The sequence below is a fragment of the Lapidilactobacillus mulanensis genome (assembly GCF_003946215.1).
In the GTDB taxonomy this organism is placed as follows: Bacteria; Bacillota; Bacilli; order Lactobacillales; family Lactobacillaceae; genus Lapidilactobacillus; species Lapidilactobacillus mulanensis.
Genome location: NZ_RHOW01000034.1, coordinates 1 through 21,853, shown reverse-complemented (window position 1 = coordinate 21,853; position 21,853 = coordinate 1). Strand labels below are relative to the sequence as shown.

Below are 21,853 nucleotides of genomic sequence, written 5' to 3'. Positions count from 1 at the left end.
GTCCTATTTATTTTGGCAAATAAAAACTGGTATTAGTTTTCACCAACACCAGAAAGTGTAGACCCAGTATTTCTAATTTGCCGGGATTTTTTTATGGAAATTTATCAAATCAAGCTGCAAAAATAGCCACGACAAATTTGTCGTGACCAGTTGAGGACAATTTAAACGGTTTGATTCTTAAAGTCGATCATTCTCTGTTCGATTTCATCACGAACCGCACGAAAAACCGCCAACTTTTCAGCGTCGGTGCCCGTTGCTTGTGCCGGATCGATCAGCGGCCAGTGAATTTTCACAACATCGGCAGACACAACCGGACAACGATCACGGGCATCCCCGCACAGTGTCACCACATAATCAGAGTGGTTGAGATAATCTGGATCGATCAATTTCGATCGATGATCAGAAATATCGATGCCTTTCTCCGCCATCACTTTGACCGCCATGGGATTCAATCCGTGCGTTTCTAAACCTGCGCTAGCAATTTGCCACTGATCGCCGAGAATTTCCTGTGCGAAACCTTCCGCCATTTGACTACGACAAGAATTGCCCGTACATAAAAAATAAATCTGCATGATCCACCTCACTTATTTCGCGTATAAATTAATAATATCTCTCAATAAAGTTGCAGTTCCAAGACCGCCCCTATCATCATAATACTTGGTAAAGCGCGGATCTGCAACATACATGTCCGCAATCCCCCGATGCGCCTCTGGACTGTATGCATGGGCATCACCCCACGCCAGTTCCAACCAAGACCGATGATCCTGAAAGGCTTGCTGCGCCGCTTCAGAATAAAGATCATGGTTTTCAGCAACGAGTTGTAACTGTTTGAAAAGATCTGCTTCCAACGCCTGTAATTTTTGAAAATCGCTTTGATTTCGACCGAGCCAATTTTCATTGGCTTTTTTTACGGTCGCCTCCCCATACTTTTCACGAATTTCGGCGCCAAATTTAGTTTCATTTTGATTAAGTTGTTCTTCTTTAAATGCTTGGAATTTTTCTAGATCTGTCATGTCGAGTTCCCCTTTCTGATGACGAATTGTGGCGTCGATGCTGGCTAACAGCCGGTCTAGATGCGCGCGCTGTTCTTTTAGAGCCCGCTGTTGTTGCTGCAAGGTCGCCACAATTTCGTAGTTAGAAGCTAGCATAATTTTTTTGATTTGCGCAAGTGGCAAGTCTAGTTGTCGATAAAATAAAATTTGTTGCAGTCGATCAACTTGGCTTTCATCGAAATAACGATATTGGTTTTGCGGATCGCGTTTGGCTATCAGCAAGCCTTCATTTTCGTAATATCGAATCGTCCGCTGGCTCACACCAGCCAACTTGGCCAACGCACTCGTTTGATAATTCATCTGCTTCACTCCTAACTTCATTAGCATAAAGGATGACGTTGCGTCAGGGTCAAGAAAAATAATCTACCTGCGGTCGAAAGCGCTGGGGCAGGCAGACTGTGGCTGTGGGACCGCTCTCCACTTTTCCAAGGACGGGAAAAGTTCCGAGCTTCGATTTGAGCCTCGGAAAAACGCCGAGTCTCGAATCGATCCACCATGTAAGGCGGGTAAAAACGGCCCGCCAACATGGTTGTCACTGCCACGACTGCCTGCCCCAGCACTTTCGATCTAAACTTGATTTTATTCAGTGTAGGAAATGAATAACTGGGTTCCTTGAAGTTGATTCTCAATGTCGCCTTTGCTCAGAATAACTAAAGAAAAAAAGTGATGAATTTCAAATCTGAGCATATTGACACACGACAAATTTTAAAATAGGTGCAAATTAGCTAGAAAGGCCGATGGGATGGCGTTTTAAGCAGAAGATTGCGCCTATTTTAAAATTTGTCGTGTACCTAGATTACCAATTTTCGTTTTACGCGTTTAAAAAATATTGATTGAAATAGAAACGCAAATTAAATATTTAACGCTAAACATATCGAGCTCTTCTGAATAGACTAGGCGAAATTTGTGGTGGGAACTGGGACTGCAGTGGTAATTTTGTTAATGAGCGATTTGTGCGAATTTACAAAATGGGAAAATGGGAGATCCGGCGGTTTTTCGGAGCTCACATTTTAGGCGGAAGAATTTCCGGTCTATGGAAATCCTGCAGCCGTCCCCACAGCAGTTTCCCAGTTTCCACCACAAATTTAGCCGGAACCACACAAACTCGAACATCACCACTGCTCATGATTCCAAATACGCCCATCCAATTCACCCTGCGCATTCACCGTCCGCTGTTTTAATTCTCGTTGATATTTCAAGACAGCTGCCAGCAAAGCTTGCTCGCGATAATCACCACTTTTTTGCAGCTCGGTTATTGTTTGTTCGAACCAATCATCCGCCATCAGTCAACCTCCCCTAATTTGATCTGTGCGACCTCCCAAGTCAGCTTCTGGTATTCAGTCAACTGTGCCTCCAACTGCTCGGAAACCAGCTTTAAATTGCCATTCTGAGCAGAATTCTGCTCACCCATCGTAGCAAGCTGTGCCAATAACCAGTCACCCTGCTCAGAAAAATCAGCCGGATTTTTCATCGTCAAAAATTGTTGATAACGAATTAATAAATCCTGCTTCTCACGCTCGTCTAAATAAGAAAAATTGCTGATCAATAATGGCGGACAATAACGCCAATCTAATTCAGCCGCAAATGCTTGATAAGGTCGCAGCAATTCGCTCATCGAATACTGTGCGCTACCACCAGCCTGATAATGGCGCAGACTTTGCCCTAGAGAAACGACCAGCCCCAATTCCTTACCCGCCAAATAACGATATTGTTTTTGTTCGCCACTGAAAACTTCTTCCTGCCACTTTTTGAGAATATATGGCGCACTATACCAATAAAATGGAAATTGGAATATCACGCGATCCGTTTGTTCCAACAAGGCCAATTCTTTTTGTCGATCAAACTTGCCGTTCGCTTGTAATTCATGCCAAGTCACTTGATCAGCTGGCAAACTCGCCTTCAGAAATTGTTGCGTAGGTGAATTCTCGATCTCTGGATGGGCCACAATAATCAATGTTTGCAAATCAATCTCTCCTTTATTTAGTCGGTACGTTTAATGATGCCACTCGCAATTAGTAATAGTTGGACAGTCGTCGGCCCTACAAACTTGAAGCCTCGTTTTTTCATATCTTTCGCCACGATCGTTCCTAAACTCGATTGCTGATTCGGCGGTGTGCCCGGTTCTATTTGCATGGTCCACGCGTTGTTCTCCGTGAAATGCCATAAATAACTGTTGAAATCGGGAAATTCCGGCGCCAATTGCATAATTGCGCGCGCATTCGTGATGATGGCTTGCACTTTTCTAGGATTGCGAATCATCCCGTCTGTTTTCATGATCGTTTCCAATTCAGGTTCGTCAAAGCCGGCAACTTGATGATAATCGAAATCTGCAAATACTTGCCGAAAAATGGGAATTTTACTCGCAGCGACCTTCCAACTGAGACCGGCCTGAAAAACGGCGATCACTAGAAACTCAAATAAAATTTGCTCATCGTGGGTTGCCTGACCAAATAAACGATCATATTCTTGAATACCAGTTTCATTTTCACGGCTCATAGACTCACCTCGTTAACGACAACTTTAAAGCAAAGTTTAGCATAATCCGTAGACAAACTGTGAGATTTATTCCTTGTTTGACAGATTCCTAGATAATGATAAGCTAGTATTGTAATCGATTACATTTTCAAGAAGGAGCGCTTTCTGTGATCAAACCCTACTCTGGAGAAGAATCATTATTAATCTTTGCCTATACTCAAATTTATCTTGGTGAAAGTCTACGGCTTTATTCTCGTGGCGCGTTAGCCAAATTTATTGACTCATATCAGCAATACATATCAATCCCTTCTATCCCCGGACTGCAAGCCTTTGAAGTACAAGTCAAAGCCGCGTCCTACCCCAACTTATTTGGGGTCTGGAGTGATGAAAAGTTGCTAGGATTTATTTTGCAGACTGGTAAAACACGATTGCAAACTAGCGACTTTTCGGATTCGATCACAACAGAAATTCGACACTACTTTTATTCAAAATAAAAGAGAGTTGCGATTGATCCACAACTCTCCTAATACATCATTTTTCTGAATTATAAATTGATCAGTCTAACTTGATACATGTGATCATACTGCGAAAGCTCTTCAACGATCTCGGTATATTCTAAATTTTTGGGAATTTCGATGGCGTAAATATTGGTGTAGATTTTCTGGTCTTCGACAGTTTCGGCCTTAAAGCTGACACCTGCAACGTGAATATGTTTGGCTTTAAAATAAGCATCGATAATATCTTTTGAATCTTTTTTGTGCGAATATTTAATTTCGATCCGTTTATAAGTGTGCACTTTAATTACTTTTTGCAATAGCGTCAGCACCAATAAAACGACTACTGCGCTTAAGAAGGCGATGCGATAATAGCCCATACCAATCGCCAGGCCCAAGCCGGCGGTCGCCCATAAAGAGGCCGCCGTTGTTAAACCGGTGACTGCGTGGCGCGTGATGACGATCGTTCCGGCGCCTAAAAACCCGATCCCGCTGACAACTTGGGCAATCAAACGCGCCTCATCTGAACGAACAACGCCAGAAAACTGCGGATATTCTTTGGCAAATAAAATCGCCTGAAAGCCGATTTCTTGTTGAATCATGGCAATCACACAGGCGCCAACACAGACTAAAATATGCGTGCGAATGCCAGCTGGGCGGTTTTTATGTTCGCGATCATAGCCAATCAAGCCGGCAATCAACACGGTTGCCAATAAGCGAATTAAAATTTCAGGAGTGGTGACAGTTAAATTCACGAGAACGTTCCTTTCGAAAAAAGTAATTAATGAATACTATACCATTTTTGAGCAGACCTGTTCGAATTTTATGCCGAAAAAAGCCCGACGATCGATTGCAACTGTCCTTTTCAAATCGCCGTAAACTCAGCTAGATAAATAAATTTTGCAAAGCGGTTTTTCACAAGTGTAAGCGTTGACATTAGCTACAAATACGTTAGAATTAATCTGTGCTTTGATTTTTTTGACTGATATTGGAGGGACTATTATGAAAGTTATCGTTATTGGCTGTACGCACGCCGGAACTTTTGCAACACAACAAATTCTCACGGAACACCCAGATTGGCAAGTCGTTGTTTATGAACGCAATGATAATTTGTCATTCCTATCTTGCGGCATCGCGCTTTGGATCGGCGATCACGTTTCCGATCCCAACAAGATGTTCTACTCAAGCCCGGAAGCACTGACTGAACTCGGCGCAACCATGAAGATGCGCCACGATGTTTTATCAATCGACACGGATGCCAAAACCGTCCGCGTTAAAGATTTGACCACTAACGAAGAGACCACCGAATCTTATGACAAATTAGTCATGACTACTGGTTCAGCACCGGTTATTCCACCGATCGCTGGTATTGATAATACTAATTTGAAATTCTGTAAAAACTGGAATGACGCTAAAACTTTGAAAGAAGTGGCGCCATCGTTGAAATCTGTCATCGTGATCGGTGCCGGCTATATTGGTGCCGAGTTAGCAGAACAATTCGCGCTAACTGGCAAGCAAGTCACTTTGATCGATGCCTTACCACGTGTCTTGGCTAAAAACTTCGACCAGACGATCACCGACCGTGTCGAACAAGATTATCGTGATAACGGCGTCACTCTGGCGCTCAACGAGAAAGTCACCGGATTTTCAGGCGACAATGAAATTACAGTCACGACCGACAAAAATAGTTACACTGCCGACATCGCCGTCTTGGCCGTTGGTTTCCGTCCACGGACCGAATTGCTGAAAGGCAAGGTTGAGATGCTTGGCAATGGCGCCATCATCACCGACGAATATATGCAAAGTAGCAACCCAGATATTTTTGCCGCTGGGGATTCTTCTGTCGTTCATTACAATCCAACTGGCAAAGACGATTACATTCCATTGGCAACTAACGCTGTGCGCCAAGGTATTTTAGTCGGCAAAAATATCGAACACCCAACTGAAAAATATTTAGGCACACAAGCGTCTTCTGCCGTTGCACTTTTCGGTAAGACCCTTGCTTCATCCGGTCTGACCGTTGAAGGTGCCCAAGCTCGCAATGTGAAGGTCGACAGCGTGACCTTGGAACAAGATTATCGTCCGGCATTCATGGTCAGCACTGAACCGATCTTGATGGAATTGACTTGGGATCCAGAAACACGCCAAGTTAAAGGTGGCGCATTCTTCAGTACTTATGATTGCGCACAATCTGCCAATGTGATTTCGCTGGCGATCCAAACCAAGATAACGATCGATGATTTATCGATGGTCGACATGTTCTTCCAGCCCAACTTCGACCAGCCCGTCAATTACGTCAACGCGCTAGCAGGTGCTGCCGTTGCCCAAGCTGGGACAAAATAAAAAATCGTTGCAAGAAGCAACGATTTTAAATCAACTTATTTAATTGTACTATTCCAAGAAATAATGCCAAAAAGTGTATGTTGCTTTTTGGCTTTTTTAGTCTGTAATTTCGGCAAACGAATCTGCCCTGCCGTTGCTTCCGCTTGGAATTCGACCGTCTGAATAAAGTCTGTTAACTTTGCGGAGAGCTGAGTTACATCAGCACGCTTTTCGAGCATGCGTGCATCAAGAATGGCTGTGGGAATATCGGCGTCGTCTAGCTGTTGTCGCCAATCTCTAAATGCCGTCTTAGGTGTCTCACTAAAAACGATCAAACCATCGATTCGGCGACTGATCCGCACAAAATCTTGTTGATTCAGCTGCATCGTCGCTCCGAATAATAGGCGCAACTCAAAATCCGCTGGCGGATCAAATTGATACAAGCCCTCCAACGTATAAGTTTCAGTCAGCACCCGAATTCCGTAACGCTGCCAATTTGCAAACACTTTGGCAAGTTGCTGATTACGATGATCGGCATTGAGAACTAGAATTTCAATATCCTTATCAGCATTTTTTGAAGCGGTCTGAAGACTGGACTGGTACCCACGCAACAAATCTAGCATAATCAGTTCGCCACGCAACTCCTCGAAAGCGACCTCCCCATTCATTTTACCGAAAATTTCACTGGGAATATCTTCAACAATCGTCGGATAATTCGCCATGATTTTCTGCTTCGTAACGGTTAAATATTTAACTTGCGGCGCAACCAAGATCGCATCGAACAGCTGGCCGAAATCAAAGGCACTATAACCACGAACCACATCGATACTCCCATAAGCAAACATCAGATCATGATCTCCGATGCAAGCAATCGGATCGGCTAAAACCTCATTGACACCGCCAAAAGTAGCAGTTAAATTCGGGTCGGTAGCATTGATTGCCTTCGCGATTCGCTGACAGAACATACTAGAAGTCCCGCCACCCGCGCAACCTACAAAAATAAACATGCCACACCTCCACAGAATCTGATGGGACTATCATAGCACAATGATCGAGCAAAAAGATGACGTCAAAAAACACTCAATCAGATTTATAAAGTTGATTGAGTGCTTTTTGAAAATCCTATTCAATTATTCAATCACGTTCCCAATAAACCGATCAAACGCAGCCTGTCCTTCTGCCGTCTGTTTAAACACCCCGGCATCTTCGAGAACTCGGGCAAATATTTGACCAACGGATTGGCGAACGATCGTTTCAACGTTATCTTGATTAAGTTGCCCTTGATATTCAGACTTCAATTCATCCGCCCAAGGCTGGTGCATCGTGGCAATTTGATTGGGCTGCTCCAACAAGTAATGCTCAACTTCTTGGAGCTCTTTTAGCAAACGTCCTGGTAAAATCGCCAAGCCCATTACTTCGATCAAGCCGATATTTTCTTTTTTAATATGCTGAACATCTTGATGCGGGTGGAAAATACCGTCTGGATATTGCGCGGAAGTTTGATTGTCACGCAAAACCAAATCGAGGCGATATTCACCTAACTCATTGAGATTGGCGATCGGTGTGATGGTGTGATGCAAAGTTCCATCGGCATCCTTCGCCAAAATCGATTGGCTCGGATCAGAATAGCTCTGCCAAGAATTCAAAACTTCTGTGGCGGCATTGATCAAATCAGCCTGGCTACGACCTTCCAAACGTAGAACCGACATCGGCCATTTGACCACGCCCATTCTAATATTCGGATATTTTGCCCAAGTAAACTGGCGCTCAACTTGTGCCTTGTTCATTGGAAATTGATGGCGGCCACCTTGATAATGTTCGTGGCTCAACATCGACCCGCCAACGATTGGCAAATCGGCGTTACTCCCGACAAAATAATGTGGAAATTGGGCGATGATCGCAAAAAGATTCGCAAAAGTTTGACGGTCAATATGCATCGGCTCGTGAATCGCGTCTAAAAAGATACAATGCTCGTTGAAATAAGCATAGGGTGAATACTGAAAGCCCCAAGTTTTACCATTCAAATCAAAGCGAACAATTCGGTGGTTGCTGCGCGCAGGATAGTTCATCCGCCCCAGATAACCCTCATTACTCATACATAATTGGCACGCGGGATAACTGGACTGCGCTACTTTTGCGGCTGCCGCGATGTCCTTCGGATCTTTTTCCGGCTTCGACAAATTGATCGTGATTTCGAGATCACCGTAATCCGTTGGCGCACTGTATTTAATATTTTTAGCAATTTGCGCAGTTTTGACATAATCATTAGCCGTCGACAAGTGATAAAAATACGCTGTGGCAGCCTGTGGCGACTCTTGATACAAATGCCAGAAATGCTGATTGACCATACTTGGCAATGGTGTCATCAAACTCAACAATTGTGCTTCCAAGATTTCGCGAGCCGCCTGATTATCGACGATCGTGCCAGAATTGACGGCAAAATCGACGAGCCGGTTCGCCATCGCGATCGGTTCAGTTTCGACTGTACCATTAACTGCAGCCACATCCTGCACCCCGATCATCGCCAAAATTTGATTTTGTAAAAACATGCGATCTAAATCTTGGAATTGCGAATTGTTTTTTAAAATTTCCGTGATAAACGGAACGACTAAGTTTGTTTCGACCATTTTATTACTCCTATGATTCATTTTCTAACACATTTGAACGTTTTTTTATTCGATCACTAAGTTTGTTGCATCAACGATTTTATGTGGACCGTCGGCAATTTTCGCCCGATAAAATCCTGCGTCGTAGCCAACCGTGTCTTGATAAACTTTGCCGACATTGGCAATGAAATCCGGAATTTCTGCAACTTTGACCACTGCAATTGCGCAGCCACCGAATCCAGCACCGGTCATCCGTGCACCTAGCACCCCATTTTGAGCCCAGGCAGCGTGTACAAGCGTGTCTAACTCGAGGCCGGTGACTTCATAGTCATACTCTAGAGAAATGTGTGAAGCATTGATTAAACGTCCAAATTTAGCCAGGTCGCCATCTGTTAATGCTTTAGCCGCACTAATCGTTCGTTGGTTTTCAAAAACGGCATGACGCGCGCGCTTCAGCAACGTTTCGTCGCCGATCGCGTAACAATATTCGTCGAAATCGACAATACTTAAATCACCTAACGTCTGAATATCGACAACTTTTTGCAAACGCGACAAGGCCTCTTCACATTCAGAACGACGCTCATTATATTTACTATCACTGAGTGCACGTGGCTTTTTCGTATTCATGATCACAATTTCGTAATCACCTAACGCGATCGGATAATATTGATACTCAAGGGTGTTCGTATCTAGGAAAATAGCCTGATCTTTTTTGCCCATACCGATCGCAAACTGATCCATGATGCCAGAGTTGACGCCAATATAGTCATTTTCGACCTGCTTGCCTAACTTGATTAGATCCAACGCCGATTTATTCAGGCCATAAACATCATTGATAATCGTACCCGTCAGTAATTCAATCGAACTCGACGAAGAGAGTCCAGAGGCAGCCGGTAAGTTGCCATAGAAATAAATATTTAAACCATGAGCAAACGCCACACCACTCTTTTGCAACAGCGCAAATTCACCTTTGACAAAATTCGTCCAGCCGTCAGCCTTGGCAAAAGCCAATTCAGACAAGTCGATTTCGCGCACGCCTTCCTTTTCGAAGTTGGCCGAAAATAGGTGTAACTTCTGATCCGTCGTCGAACTGATTGCCGCATAAGTTCCCAAGCTGATTGCTGCCGGAAAAACGTGGCCGCCATTATAATCTGTATGTTCACCAATTAAATTGATCCGGCCTGGCGCGAAGAAATTGGCGGTCGGTGCGCTCCCAAATACCTGCTCAAAGCCTTGATTGATTTCTGCTAATTGCATCTTTGTGTCCCTCTACTTTTCGTAACCATCAGGATGGCTTTGCGTCCAAGTCCAAGCGGTTGCAATAATTTTTTCCATATCGTCATAATTTGGTTTCCAGCCTAAAATTTCACGCGCTTTTTGCGATGAGGCAATCAACGTGCTTGGGTCGCCAGGACGGCGGTCTGCAATTTCGTAGGGAATGGGTTGACCAGTCACCTTACGCGCAGCTTCGACAATTTCTAGATTGGAAAAACCAGTTGCTGAACCGAGATTGAAGGCGTTGGAATCATTGCCCTCAGCTAAATAATTCAAAGCTTCAATATGCGCATCCGCTAAGTCAACAACGTGAACATAGTCGCGAACATTGGTGCCATCTTTAGTTGGATAATCGCCACCGAAAATTTGTAGCGTGTCACGTTTACCACTGGCCACTTGCAAGACGATCGGAATTAAATGCGTTTCTGGATGATGATCTTCACCGATCGAACCATCGGCTTTGGCACCGGCAACATTAAAGTAACGGAGTGCAACCCACTTCAAGCCGTGGGCAACATCGGTCCAACGCGCAAATTTTTCCATCGTCAATTTGCTTTCGCCATAGGGGTTGGTTGGAATTTGTGGTGTTGTTTCGGTGATCGGAATTTCTTTTGCCTCGCCATAAGTTGCGGCCGTTGAAGAGAAGACTAATTTTTTAACGTCGAATTTAACCATTGTCTCGAGTAAAACAATGAAGCCGTAATCGTTGTTGTCGAAATATTTCAATGGATCTTTCATCGATTCGGCCACAAGCGAATTGGCTGCGAAATGAACCACGCCGTCAATTTTTTCTTTCGTAAAGACACCTTCGAGAAATTCCCGATCGCGCACATCGCCTTCGTAGAATCTCGCCTTGGGATTGATGGCCGCACGGTGTCCCGTCAGTAAATTATCGACAACGATCACATCATTACCCTGTTGAATCAATCGATCTGTTGTATGCGAGCCGATATAACCGGCACCGCCTGTCACTAAAATTGTCATTTGAATACCTCACTTTTAGTAAAATTGTTTTCGTTTACTAAATCTTTTCGTATTTGTTATACCACGTAATACAGGTCAAAGTCAAACACTTACTAAAATAAAAATGAAATTAATTGAAAAGTTTACTAAATAAATCTATACTGGATAAGTCATCTTAAATCTAACACGACACATTTGTTGTCACATAGCGAAAAACACCGGAGGATCGAGTCATGGCCACAATTAAAGATATTGCCGCAAAAGCCGGCGTTTCGCCGGCCACCGTGTCACGCGTACTCAATTACGATCAAGACCTTGCCGTCACCGACAAAACAAAAAAGCGCGTTTTCGAAGCAGCCGAGACCTTAAATTATCAACGCAAAAAGAAATCACAAAAATCAACGCAAAAAATTGCCATCCTGACTTGGTATAACGAGCAAGAAGAATTAGACGATATTTATTATCTGTCGATCCGTTTGGGCGCCGAGAAAAAAATCCAAGAAATCGGTTATGATCCTCGACAATTCAGCAGTCAACAAGCTTTGCCAACTGCGCCAGAGTTTGTCGGTATGGTCGCAATCGGCAAGTTTAGCCCGCAACAACTTAACCTGATTGCGGCAGTCAAACTGCCTACCGTTTTCGTCGATTTCAATACCCTGGACGATGGCTTTGATAGTGTCACCACCAATTTCCATTTTCCAGTTAAACAGATCATCGATCATTTTCAAGCTGCTGGCATCACTGACATTGGCATGATTGCCGGGCAAGAATTGACTAGCGACCAAAAGTTGCACTTGAATGATCAGCGCTATCTTACTTTCCGAAATATTATGCGCGATCAACATTTACTCGACCCGCAGTTTATTCGCAAGGGCAATTTCAGCGTCGATTCTGGCCACACGATGATGCTCGATCTGATTGAAAAACTCGGTGACAAATTACCGCACGCCTTTTTTGCGGCTAACGATGCACTGGCAATCGGTGCACTCCACGCCTTGAAAGAGCAAAATATTCCGGTGCCCGCACGCGTCAGCATCATTGGTTTCAACGACAGCACCGTTGCCAAATATTTCTCACCTCAACTTAGCTCGGTCAAGGTCGACACTGAACTCATGGGCCAGAAAAGCGTCGAGCTCCTATTGGATCAACTCGAATCGCAACGCGCGATCCCCGTCAATCTTAATATTGGTACCGAATTAATTTTAAGAGAAAGCTCAAAATAAACGCAACAAAAAGTCGTCTGGCGAATCAGTTTCGATTGTCGAAAACCGATTCTGCGCCAGACGACTTTTTTATTGTAACTGACTCAATTGCGCGATTGCCGTCTGAATATCATTCTTGAACACAAACGAACCCGCAACTAAAACGTTGGCCCCACTAGTCACACATTGTTGACCGGTCTGAGCATTGATGCCGCCATCAACTTCGATGTCGAAATGATAGTTATTTTCTTGTTGCAACTTTTTAACCGCCGCAATTTTCCCCAGCATATTTTCGATAAACGTTTGCCCACCGAAACCCGGGCTGACTGTCATCACTAAAACTTGGTCGACAATTGGAAAAAGATCTTCATACGCGGCGATTCCAAGCGCAGGATCGAAGGCAATCCCAGCCTTTTTGCCCAGCTTGTGGATTTCTTCGATCAGTCGATAAGCATGCTGTGTCGTTTCTGGATGGAATGTTAAAATATCGCCGCCAGCTTTGGCCACATCGAAAACAACCTGCTCGGGATCCTGCACCATAATATGACAATCCAGCGTTAAATCGGTGTGTGCACGCACTTCGCTCACAAATTTGTCGCCGAAATTAATATTGGGTACATAATGACCGTCCATAATATCCACGTGTAAATATTGCGCAGGACTAGCCTTGATCGTCTTCAATTGATCGGATAGCGCAAATAAATCTGAACTCAATAATGAAGGAGCCACAATAACCATATTCTCACCTCAAACCGTAATTAACTACCTCTAAATTATAACGTTAATGCTGGGAAAACAACAGTCGAAAACCAGTGACTACTTCTAAGACTTGTGAGAGAAAAATCATTGTCGGCGGCTTGAGACATGTCTGCTCACACGGTAGATTTGTTTCAAAAATCGGAACAGGCACAAATTAATTTTATCGTTGCCTATTTCTCAGGATTATTAAATGATTCATTATATAATTCCGCCCCGATAACTTCGACTGCCGCAACATTCGCGTTATCTGCCAACGCCGTAAATTTTTTCGCGGTCGCGTCCAGATAAACACCGCGGATTTTCACACCGTGCTGCTCCACATACTTGAGTGCCCGCGCAAATTCCTGCGGATTACGGTTTTTAATCGTATATTTACCCACCGTCTTCTGCTGGTCGATCAAGTATTTAAGCCCCGACTTGAAATGGGCCGCCTGCACTTTAGCCGGATTATAAATTTCTCGGCTTTGATTAATTGCAAAAAACAATTCAGGGTACTTCTGATCCAGCTTTCTTAAATAAGAATTGCTCTGACCAACGGCAGAGCCAAGCGTTGTCGCTGAACCATACCAATCGAACCCAAAGTCATTGTTTATCTTGCCCGTGTCTACCACGCTCCAATAAACTTTAATATCAGTCGCAGCGAGCTCATCTTCGACACCAAACATTTGAAAAACTTGCTTGATGGTGAGCGCCTTTTTAAACGTCAACTTGCCACTGACGACCGAGCTTGCGGGCAAATCGGCGACTTTTTCTTTCGTCTGTTGCGTCCACGTTTCTCTGGCCTTCACTTCCTTAGCCGTTGGCAGTCGCAATGCGGCAGTTAAATCTTGACTAGGATCAGATTCGGTCGTTGAAAAATTGTTAATTTGATTGCGGGTTATCTCGGTGGTGACCGTCCTAGTTTGCGTTGTGAGCACTTTTGAAGCGGCACTGTCTGTTGACTCGATCCGATAGCTACCCACGCCAGTATCGGCTACCATGACGCTATTCAGGCGATATACAGGGTCAGTCAGCTTCGTATAGACACTCGCATAAAGTTGATACTCACTGAGCGGCGAATTTTCAGCCGTCTTGCGTGGATCATAATAGAATCGGTCCGCCAATGGCAAAATCAGCCAATTTATCAAGCTCAAAATAACCAGTAAACTCACCAAAATTAGCCCACCTAATTTGAGCCAGCGCCGCCGAGCTTGCCTCTTAAATTTATGCGGGTCTAATTCCGGTACAGACAATTCAGCGGCACCTTTTACAGAAAACTCGTTATCCTTTGTCAAATCATCCTGAAACGTTTCAAAATCTTTCAACTTTTCGTGCACTTGCTTTATTTCAGCATCTGTTGCCGTACCCGCTTCATATTTTGCCAGTAACCTCTGTAAGTCATCTCGATCACTCATCCTGCAATACCTCCCTCAACTTCTGCCGACCACGAGTGAGCCGCACACGCACATTCACCGTCGTCACCTGTAAATATTCACCGATTTCCACCGTCGTCCAATCACAGAAATAATATAAAACCACCACTTCCAACAAAGACGAAGGCAACTGAGCAACAGCTGCATGCAATCGTTGATATTTTTCCTGATTTAGAAAATCATTCTCAACATCCGTCACATTTTTCAAGGACAGCCGATCGATCTGCAACCACTCCCAACGTTTCTGACGCCGAGTAGCATCAATAAATTTATTCTTAGCCACGCGAAACAACCAAAACTTTAGATTTGACGGCAACTCCTTTTGTAACATCAACTGAAAAAAAGCGTCGCTAACTAAACCTTCCGCTGCAGTTTTATTCTGCGTCAGCGACAACGCGTACCACAATAATTCATCAGCATAAGCAACATATATCCGCTCGATCTGTGATTCCGCCATCGCCACGCCTCCTTCGCCTAATAAACGTCTGAATGATCAAAAGGTTACAAATAATTTAATTTCATCATAACTGAGTCTATTGAAAATGGCTATGTGAAAATATATTTGCGAACAATTCCAAATGAAAGGATTCCCCGCCTATTAAACTTCAGAGACTTTGTTATTCAGATACTAGCCTAACCAAAATAAGTTTAGGCAGAAGTTGCGGAAGAAAATAGTGGGATTGCAGTGGTAATTTTGTTAATGAGCGGTCTTTGCGAATTTGCTTTAGCCGTTCGAACATCGTGAGTTACGGATAATGACATCGTTAGAGCCATGGGCGCCAGTACAAAATGGGAAAATGTGAGATCCGGCGCTTTTCCGGAGCTCACATTTTAGGCGAAAGAATTTCCGGTTTTTGGAAATTCTGCAGCCGTCCCCACAGCAATTTTCCACTATTTTCTGGAGCAACTTCTGCCGCAGGTATACCCGCCCCCAAGCCAGTCCATTTTCAAGGCAACAAAAAAGCCGACTCTTTCGAATCGACCATCTTGTACGAAATACGAAACGCGTTCACAGCTACTGAAATTGAGTACCATTAATCCTCAAGTTCAACCCGTAGCTGCTCACGTTCTTATTTTTGTTCAGTTTCTTTCTTGTGCATCTCTTGCAAAATATCATGGTAATAAGCTTCTTCTTCGCCATTTGCCCAAACGAAATGCCCAGGCTTGATCTCGACAAATTTAGGCTTGTCTGTCTCGTAATGATGTGCGGACATATCATAAACGAGCAATTTCTTCTGACGAGCTAATTCTGGATCAGGAATCGGAACGGCGGATAATAAAGCCTTTGTGTATGGATGCAACGGATTCGTGAACAATTCTTCTGTTTCGGCTAATTCCAGAATCTGACCATTATGAATAACGGCAATTCGATCTGAAATGAAACGAACAACAGATAAATCATGGGCGATGAACAGATAAGTTAAATTATCATCACGCTGGAATTTCTTCAGCAAGTTCAAGACCTGAGCACGAATGGAAACGTCCAAGGCAGAAATCGGTTCGTCGGCCACGATCAATTCTGGTTCCATGATCAACGCGCGGGCGATCCCGATACGCTGACGCTGGCCACCGGAGAATTCATGTGGATAACGATATAAATGTTCAGGCAACAGCCCAACGGATTCGATCATGTTAGTCACTTTATCCAAGCGATCTTTTTCATTCTTGAATAAGTGGAAATTGATCAAACCTTCGGAAATAATATAATCAACGGTTGCACGTTCGTTCAAAGAAGCTTGTGGATCTTGGAAAATCATTTGGATCTTCCGGCTGACATCCCGCTTCTCTTCGGAATTTAACTTATTCGAGTTAATTTTGTGTCCGTTGAAAATAATATCGCCTTTGCTCGTCGGTGTGATGCCGAGAATCGAACGACCGATCGTTGTTTTACCAGAACCAGATTCGCCAACTAAGGCAAAAGTCTCGCCCCGATAAATATCGAAGTTAACGTCTTTGACGGCAACAAATTTATCTTTGCCTTCACCGAAAGAAATTTCCAAATCTTTCAATGACAACAAAACATCTTTATTTGAGGACAACGGCGTCACCTCCCATTTCAAAGTCCAACGTGCTTGGATTATCTTGCATCGCTAAGAAGCGTTTGTGTAAGTCTTGGATCAAACTAGGCTTTTCAACTTTAGGTGCACGTGGATCGAGCAACCAAGTCTTCGCATAATGTGTGTCCGAAACTTTGAACATTGGTGGTTCTTCTTCGAAATCGATCTTCATGGCGTATGGATTCCGTGGTGCAAATGCGTCGCCTTTAATATCTTTGTATAAAGAAGGCGGTGTGCCTGGAATCGAATATAATTCGCCACCACGTGCAGCTAACTGTGGTAATGATGACAGCAAGCTCCATGTGTATGGATGGCGTGGATTGTAGAAGATTTCGTCGCAAGTTCCCACTTCAACGATTTCACCAGAATACATAACTGCAATTCGGTCCGCAATCGATGCAACAACACCCAAGTCATGGGTGATGAAAATCGTCGTGAATTTATATTCCTTCTGTAATTCTTTGATCAGTTCCAAGATCTGTGCCTGAATGGTCACATCCAAGGCAGTTGTAGGCTCATCACAAATCAAAACTTTAGGATGACATGCCAAGGCAATGGCAATAACGATCCGCTGACGCATCCCACCTGAATATTCGAAAGGATATTCATTGTAACGTGCAGCCGCATTCGGAATACCAGTACGATCCATTAAGTCGATGGCAATTTTTTTAGCCTCAGACTTTGATTTCTTCTGATGTTTGACCACAACTTCAGCGATCTGTGAACCGATCGTCTTGATTGGATCCAAACTTGTCATAGGATCCTGGAAAATTGTGGCAATTTCGTTACCACGAATTCCGATCCATTCTTTATCTTTCTTAAGATCACTCAGGCGTTTGCCTTCATAATCGATGGTGCCGTGTGTGATCGAACCGTTAGATTCCAACATACCCGTAAAAGTCTTCGTCAAAACTGATTTCCCAGAACCAGATTCCCCAACGATCGCTAGAATTTCCTGATCGTGTAGTTGCAGAGAAACATTACGAATGGCTTTTAACTCACGGCCACGGACGCTAAATCCGACCGAAAGATCTTTAACATCTAATACATTTTTTACTGTCTCAGTCATAAATGTTCTCCTTTCTACATATGAGTCCGAGGATCTGAAGCATCAGCTAAGTTCTGACCAACAATGTACAGCGAAACGGTAATCATCGCTAAGACAATAACTGGTAACCAGAACAAGTAAGGGTAGCTTGTCATGTAAGGCGCATATTGAGAAATCAGACGACCTAATGAAGGGACATCTGGGCTCAAGCCGACACCTAAGAATGACAGGAAGACTTCGTAGCCGATGAATGAAGGCAACAATTGTGAAACCTGAGTCACAATAACGGACGTCAAGTAAGGCAAGATGTTGCGCGTGATCATACGACCAGTTGGTGTTCCTAAAGTCCGTGAAGCAATATTATACTCACGATCACGCATGATCATGACCTGCACACGGATGAAGTAAGCCGTCCCCAACCAACTCGTAACTGTCATGGCAAAGATCAAGTTCCAGAAACCATTACCAAATGTATATGACAAAACGATGATGATCAAAAGCATTGGGACGTTTGAAATAATGTTATAAAGTTCCAACATGAAACGGTCAATTTTTTTAGAATTACCCCAAATAGCACCGATCGTAACCCCGATAACGGTCGTGATCAAGGTTGCGATAAAGCCGATCGAGATGGAAGTTCTTGCACCAGCCCAGATGGCATCAAACAATGACTTACCATCGGCATCAGTACCGAACCAATATTTTGCACTAGGCCAATTATATCGAGCACCGAAATCGTTGACATTCGCCACATCCATTAAATTATAGCCACTAAATAATGGCTGAATGAACGAAAGTAAGAGAATCCCGACGATCAGGATCAACATTGCAATTGTCACTTTTTTGGAGAAGAATTGTTTCGCGACAGAACCCCAATACGAATATTTAGGGGTGTCGATTTTTTCGGTGATTCGATTGTCGACTTCAACTAAAGTGAAATCATCATTATGATCTAAGTTATTTGTTGTATCTGCCACGATTAATCATCTCCTGACGTTGAAAGTTTGATCCGAGGATCGACGATAGTCATCAAAATGTCACCCAAAAGAACGGAGAAGACAGAGATCGTTGTGAAAATAAAGACGATAGAAATAACTAACGGATTATTATGAGCAATGATGGCATCAGGTAACATCTTACCCATACCAGGCATTGCGAAAATCGTTTCAGTCATTGTCGCCCCACCGATCAATCCGATGATTTGACCAGGAATACCTTGCACAATTGGAATCGACGCGTTTTTGAAGATATGTTTACGATAGATCTCGCCTTCTTCAAGTCCCTTTGCTTTCGCAAATTTAACATAGTCAGAAGATTGTTGATCGATCATGTAACGCCGGAACCAAATGACCAAACCAGAAACAGAAAGCAACCCTAAAACAACTGTAGGTAAGACCCATGAGCTGAAACTCTCAGCCCCTAAAGTTGGAAATGAATCTGGCAAGCCGAACAAGGCACTACCTGCATAACGAAAGGCATAGATAAATGCCAAACTAGGAACAGAGATCAAAATTGTGACGATACCTGTACCAACACGGTCGAAGAAACGGCCCTTGAAACGAGCCATCAAGATCGCCATTGGAATGGAAATAGCGTAGGTAATGATCAAGGCGAAGAATCCAGCCTTGAAGGACGTTCCGATCATTGACGGATCAGATTGCGTTTGTGCAGTCGCCGTGTAATGATCGCCATAACGTTCCTTGGCATCTTCATCTTGATTAGCCGTTGGTTGATATTGACGTGTATAAATGTTGTCCGACGTGTTCAAAGTACGACCATTCGGGAACGTAAATTTCTCAGAAACAGTTTGTCCTTGACGATCACCCATAACTTGCGAAACGGGTAGACCGGCAAAAGTAGGATAAGAAGTTCCTAAATTAATATGAATAATATTCTGGTGGATCCATGGGAATGAACTATTGAAGTAAAGTTGATACTTATACTTCGTTCCTGATCCAACCAATGCGAAGCCAGCTAACTTATCGTTTTCGAAACGTAAGTACCGTTTCATATTTGGATTCTTGGCGTCATGAACGGCCCAAGGATTGTCGACTTCGATCAGATTTCCGTAGAAACGACCTAACCGCTCCCAGATCGGCAATTCACGCGTAACATAATAGTCTTTGCTGATCTGATAACGTTTCAGCTGATAACCATTCTTCTTCGCCCAAGCCTCAAGCAATTTCTTGTTCTCATCTGTGTGGGCAGCAGTTACTTCTTGACCGCCTTTACTTGCTTTAGCAAGTAAAGACTTCGTATCCATATATTCGATATAGTTCATCTTGCTATAGGCATTGTTCTCATAGTCCGTCAACTTATCAGGCTCTGATTTCAGCTTCTGAACCATGGTGTCATCCTTGAACACATCGCGCCTTGGCACCAATGAGTAAATGATGATGTAGGTCAAAGTCGTTACCAAAAAGATACTGACAAGCGAACGAATTATACGAAAGAATATATATTTTTTCATACTAATTAGTCCTCCTTATCTTATTTACACTCTTATTTACGGAAAAAAGACTAGTAATCCTGCTAGCCTTCAGTCCTGGTACTCAATGGTGCTTATCAATGATTAGTTCTCAGATGATTCTTTTTCGGCAATTTCTGCACGTTTTGCTTGCCAAGCTTTCAAAGCCTTGTTGTACTGAGCAACTGTTACTGGCTTAGCTTGAAGCTTCATACCCTTGTAAGTTGAAGCCAAACCTGATTGTGCATATGGAATCTGGAATGGAACTGACTTCGTTACAGAAGGTGTCCCACCAGTTGAACTAACTGGAATTTGGATACCACTATTCAATAACCATGCTTCAGCTTTTGCATAAGCTGCATAACGGGCATTGTTATCATTAGTAATTGCGGCAGCCTTGTTCAAAAGATCTTCATACTCACTCATGTCAATAGCTTTCTTAGTTGCTGCTGACTTGTCTGTGCCTTGAACTGTTGCGCTAGCATCTAAGCCGAGCGTTTGTAACATTGAACCAGTAGTTGGGCTGTAGATCTCCAAGTATGATGAAGGATCGTCATAATCAGGTGTCCAACCAGAAGCATTGCTGATATCGAAGTCGCTAGCTGCACCAGATGTTGCTTGGTAAGTAGCAACTAAATATTTGTCTTCTGACAACAATTGGATATCAACTTTAACATCTGAACCCAAAGTCTTCTCAACGGTACTCTTGAATGACTTAGATTGGTTCAAAGTTAAAACACGTTTTTGATCAGCGGCCAAGTCTAAATGAATTGGGAAGGAAACACCCTCTGCTTGTAATTCAGTCTTAGCCTTAGCCATATATTCCTTAGCTTTTGCAGTGTTGTAAGTACCATCTTGTGCATCGTCTAAGTTAATGTCTTTCCAAGCTTCTGGATCTAATGCAACGAGATCTTTTTCAACTTGCTTGCTGTAGTTCTCACCATCGATCGAAACGAAGTCAGGCTTAGTCATTTCATTACGCAATGACTTAGTTGAACCAGCTTCACCAGTTGCCTGAGCATTATAAGATGACTTGTTAAAAGCAAATTGAACGGCTAAACGGAAATTGCGGTTCAGAACTGCTTTCTTTGTATCTTCTTTTTGCTTGTTAGTGGTCTTAGAGGTTGCGTTGTATGAACCACGATTCAAGTTCCAAGTGAAGTTATAAATGGATGAATCTTGTGGCGACCAGACAATATTATTCTTACTTTGTTTAACAACTGTCTTGTAATCGGCAGACGTTGGATAAACCCGAGCGCTTGAGTAATCACCCTTGATGAATGACTTGTACAATTCATCCGGATTAGAACCGTCGTTATAAGTTAACTTAACAGTTTTAACGTGAACGTTCTTCTTATCCCAGTAATTTTCGTTTTCTTTATATTCGATTACTGACTTAGCAGTAAAGTTCGATAAAATATAAGGACCATTGTAGAGAATACCATCAGTTGCAGCTTTACCGAAGTTGCTGCCTTCTGACTTCAAGAACGACGCCTTAACAGGATACATAACCCCATAAGTTAATTTAGAATTCCAATAACTTTCAGGCGCATTCAATGTGTATTGCAAGGTGTGATCATTAACAGCCTTGATCCCAACCGTGCTGAAATCTTTAGTCTTACCATTTACATAATCATCCAAGCCTTTGATACTATCTTGAACAACATATAAAGTTTCTGACTTAGCTGCAACGGCATGTTTCAAACCAGTCACGAAGTCTT

General features: G+C 43.3%; 21 protein-coding genes. 3 read left to right on the top strand and 18 right to left on the bottom strand.

Annotated elements, in window-relative coordinates; translation table 11 throughout:
- Positions 1-161: 161 nt before the first annotated feature.
- The 5 genes from arsC to EKM67_RS08330 all read right to left on the bottom strand — a co-directional run bounded on the left by arsC (position 162) and on the right by EKM67_RS08330 (position 3,548).
- Positions 162-575 carry an arsenate reductase (thioredoxin) gene (gene arsC / locus EKM67_RS08345; protein WP_125578564.1) on the bottom strand — a complete coding sequence of 138 codons (414 nt, stop codon included), beginning with the start codon at positions 573-575 and terminating at the stop codon, positions 162-164.
- A gap of 9 nt (positions 576-584) precedes the next feature.
- Entirely contained in the window at positions 585-1,352 is a 768-nt protein-coding gene (locus tag EKM67_RS08340; RefSeq protein ID WP_164506620.1) for a MerR family transcriptional regulator, read from the bottom strand.
- A gap of 812 nt (positions 1,353-2,164) precedes the next feature.
- Positions 2,165-2,335: a hypothetical protein gene (locus EKM67_RS10790; RefSeq protein ID WP_164506619.1), complete on the bottom strand. Its 171-nt coding sequence runs from the start codon at positions 2,333-2,335 to the stop codon at positions 2,165-2,167.
- Positions 2,335-3,015, bottom strand: a complete 681-nt coding sequence (locus tag EKM67_RS08335; RefSeq protein WP_164506618.1) for an NAD(P)H-dependent oxidoreductase — start codon at positions 3,013-3,015, stop codon at positions 2,335-2,337. Before EKM67_RS08335 ends, EKM67_RS10790 begins: the two co-directional genes overlap by 1 nt.
- A 17-nt stretch (positions 3,016-3,032) precedes the next feature.
- On the bottom strand, positions 3,033-3,548 hold the full coding sequence (locus EKM67_RS08330; protein ID WP_125578561.1) for a DNA-3-methyladenine glycosylase I: 516 nt from the start codon (positions 3,546-3,548) through the stop codon (positions 3,033-3,035).
- A gap of 146 nt (positions 3,549-3,694) precedes the next feature.
- Between EKM67_RS08330 and EKM67_RS08325 the strand changes: the two genes are divergently transcribed.
- Positions 3,695-4,021, top strand: a complete 327-nt coding sequence (locus tag EKM67_RS08325) for a hypothetical protein (RefSeq protein ID WP_125578560.1) — start codon at positions 3,695-3,697, stop codon at positions 4,019-4,021.
- A 50-nt stretch (positions 4,022-4,071) separates the two neighbouring features.
- Here the strand turns inward: EKM67_RS08325 and EKM67_RS08320 are convergent, their stop codons facing one another.
- Positions 4,072-4,776, bottom strand: coding sequence for an MgtC/SapB family protein (locus EKM67_RS08320; protein WP_125578559.1), 705 nt, complete (start codon positions 4,774-4,776; stop codon positions 4,072-4,074).
- A 247-nt stretch (positions 4,777-5,023) separates the two neighbouring features.
- Here EKM67_RS08320 and EKM67_RS08315 point away from each other — a divergent pair, with 247 nt between their 5' ends.
- Complete coding sequence (locus tag EKM67_RS08315) at positions 5,024-6,364, top strand: FAD-dependent oxidoreductase (protein ID WP_125578558.1); 1,341 nt, start codon at positions 5,024-5,026, stop codon at positions 6,362-6,364.
- 35 nt (positions 6,365-6,399) lie between these two features.
- On the opposite strand, the gene EKM67_RS08310 is transcribed toward EKM67_RS08315, so the two are convergent.
- The 4 genes from EKM67_RS08310 to galE form a co-directional block, all read right to left on the bottom strand.
- Positions 6,400-7,350, bottom strand: a complete 951-nt coding sequence (locus EKM67_RS08310) for a hypothetical protein (protein WP_125578557.1) — start codon at positions 7,348-7,350, stop codon at positions 6,400-6,402.
- A 123-nt stretch (positions 7,351-7,473) separates the two neighbouring features.
- Positions 7,474-8,970 (bottom strand): UDP-glucose--hexose-1-phosphate uridylyltransferase, encoded by a 1,497-nt coding sequence (locus EKM67_RS08305; protein WP_125578556.1) that lies wholly within the window; start codon positions 8,968-8,970, stop codon positions 7,474-7,476.
- A gap of 45 nt (positions 8,971-9,015) precedes the next feature.
- Positions 9,016-10,206 carry a galactokinase gene (locus tag EKM67_RS08300; protein WP_125578555.1) on the bottom strand — a complete coding sequence of 397 codons (1,191 nt, stop codon included), beginning with the start codon at positions 10,204-10,206 and terminating at the stop codon, positions 9,016-9,018.
- A gap of 12 nt (positions 10,207-10,218) precedes the next feature.
- Complete coding sequence (gene galE, locus EKM67_RS08295) at positions 10,219-11,208, bottom strand: UDP-glucose 4-epimerase GalE (RefSeq protein ID WP_125578554.1); 990 nt, start codon at positions 11,206-11,208, stop codon at positions 10,219-10,221.
- 212 nt (positions 11,209-11,420) lie between these two features.
- On the opposite strand from galE, the gene EKM67_RS08290 reads away from it, so the two are divergent.
- The gene (locus tag EKM67_RS08290; protein ID WP_125578553.1) at positions 11,421-12,410 is read left to right on the top strand and encodes a LacI family DNA-binding transcriptional regulator; all 990 of its coding nucleotides are present in this window, start codon (positions 11,421-11,423) and stop codon (positions 12,408-12,410) included.
- A 69-nt stretch (positions 12,411-12,479) separates the two neighbouring features.
- Here EKM67_RS08290 and rpe read toward each other — a convergent pair whose 3' ends face one another.
- The 8 genes from rpe to EKM67_RS08250 all read right to left on the bottom strand — a co-directional run.
- Entirely contained in the window at positions 12,480-13,127 is a 648-nt protein-coding gene (gene rpe / locus EKM67_RS08285) for a ribulose-phosphate 3-epimerase (protein WP_125578552.1), read from the bottom strand.
- Between the two features lie 191 nt (positions 13,128-13,318).
- Positions 13,319-14,542: an anti sigma factor C-terminal domain-containing protein gene (locus tag EKM67_RS08280; protein ID WP_125578551.1), complete on the bottom strand. Its 1,224-nt coding sequence runs from the start codon at positions 14,540-14,542 to the stop codon at positions 13,319-13,321.
- Positions 14,535-15,017 (bottom strand): RNA polymerase sigma factor, encoded by a 483-nt coding sequence (locus EKM67_RS08275; protein WP_125578550.1) that lies wholly within the window; start codon positions 15,015-15,017, stop codon positions 14,535-14,537. Before EKM67_RS08275 ends, EKM67_RS08280 begins: the two co-directional genes overlap by 8 nt.
- A gap of 613 nt (positions 15,018-15,630) precedes the next feature.
- Positions 15,631-16,599 carry an ATP-binding cassette domain-containing protein gene (locus EKM67_RS08270; RefSeq protein WP_125578549.1) on the bottom strand — a complete coding sequence of 323 codons (969 nt, stop codon included), beginning with the start codon at positions 16,597-16,599 and terminating at the stop codon, positions 15,631-15,633.
- Positions 16,586-17,686, bottom strand: a complete 1,101-nt coding sequence (locus EKM67_RS08265) for an ABC transporter ATP-binding protein (protein ID WP_125578548.1) — start codon at positions 17,684-17,686, stop codon at positions 16,586-16,588. The genes EKM67_RS08270 and EKM67_RS08265 overlap by 14 nt, the downstream gene beginning before the upstream one ends.
- A gap of 14 nt (positions 17,687-17,700) precedes the next feature.
- Positions 17,701-18,642: an oligopeptide ABC transporter permease OppC gene (gene oppC / locus EKM67_RS08260; protein ID WP_125578547.1), complete on the bottom strand. Its 942-nt coding sequence runs from the start codon at positions 18,640-18,642 to the stop codon at positions 17,701-17,703.
- Positions 18,643-18,644: 2 nt separating this feature from the next.
- The gene (locus EKM67_RS08255) at positions 18,645-20,135 is read right to left on the bottom strand and encodes an ABC transporter permease (protein WP_125578546.1); all 1,491 of its coding nucleotides are present in this window, start codon (positions 20,133-20,135) and stop codon (positions 18,645-18,647) included.
- Between the two features lie 102 nt (positions 20,136-20,237).
- The coding region (locus EKM67_RS08250; RefSeq protein WP_125578545.1) for an ABC transporter substrate-binding protein at positions 20,238-21,853 on the bottom strand (1,616 nt) is incomplete at its 5' end.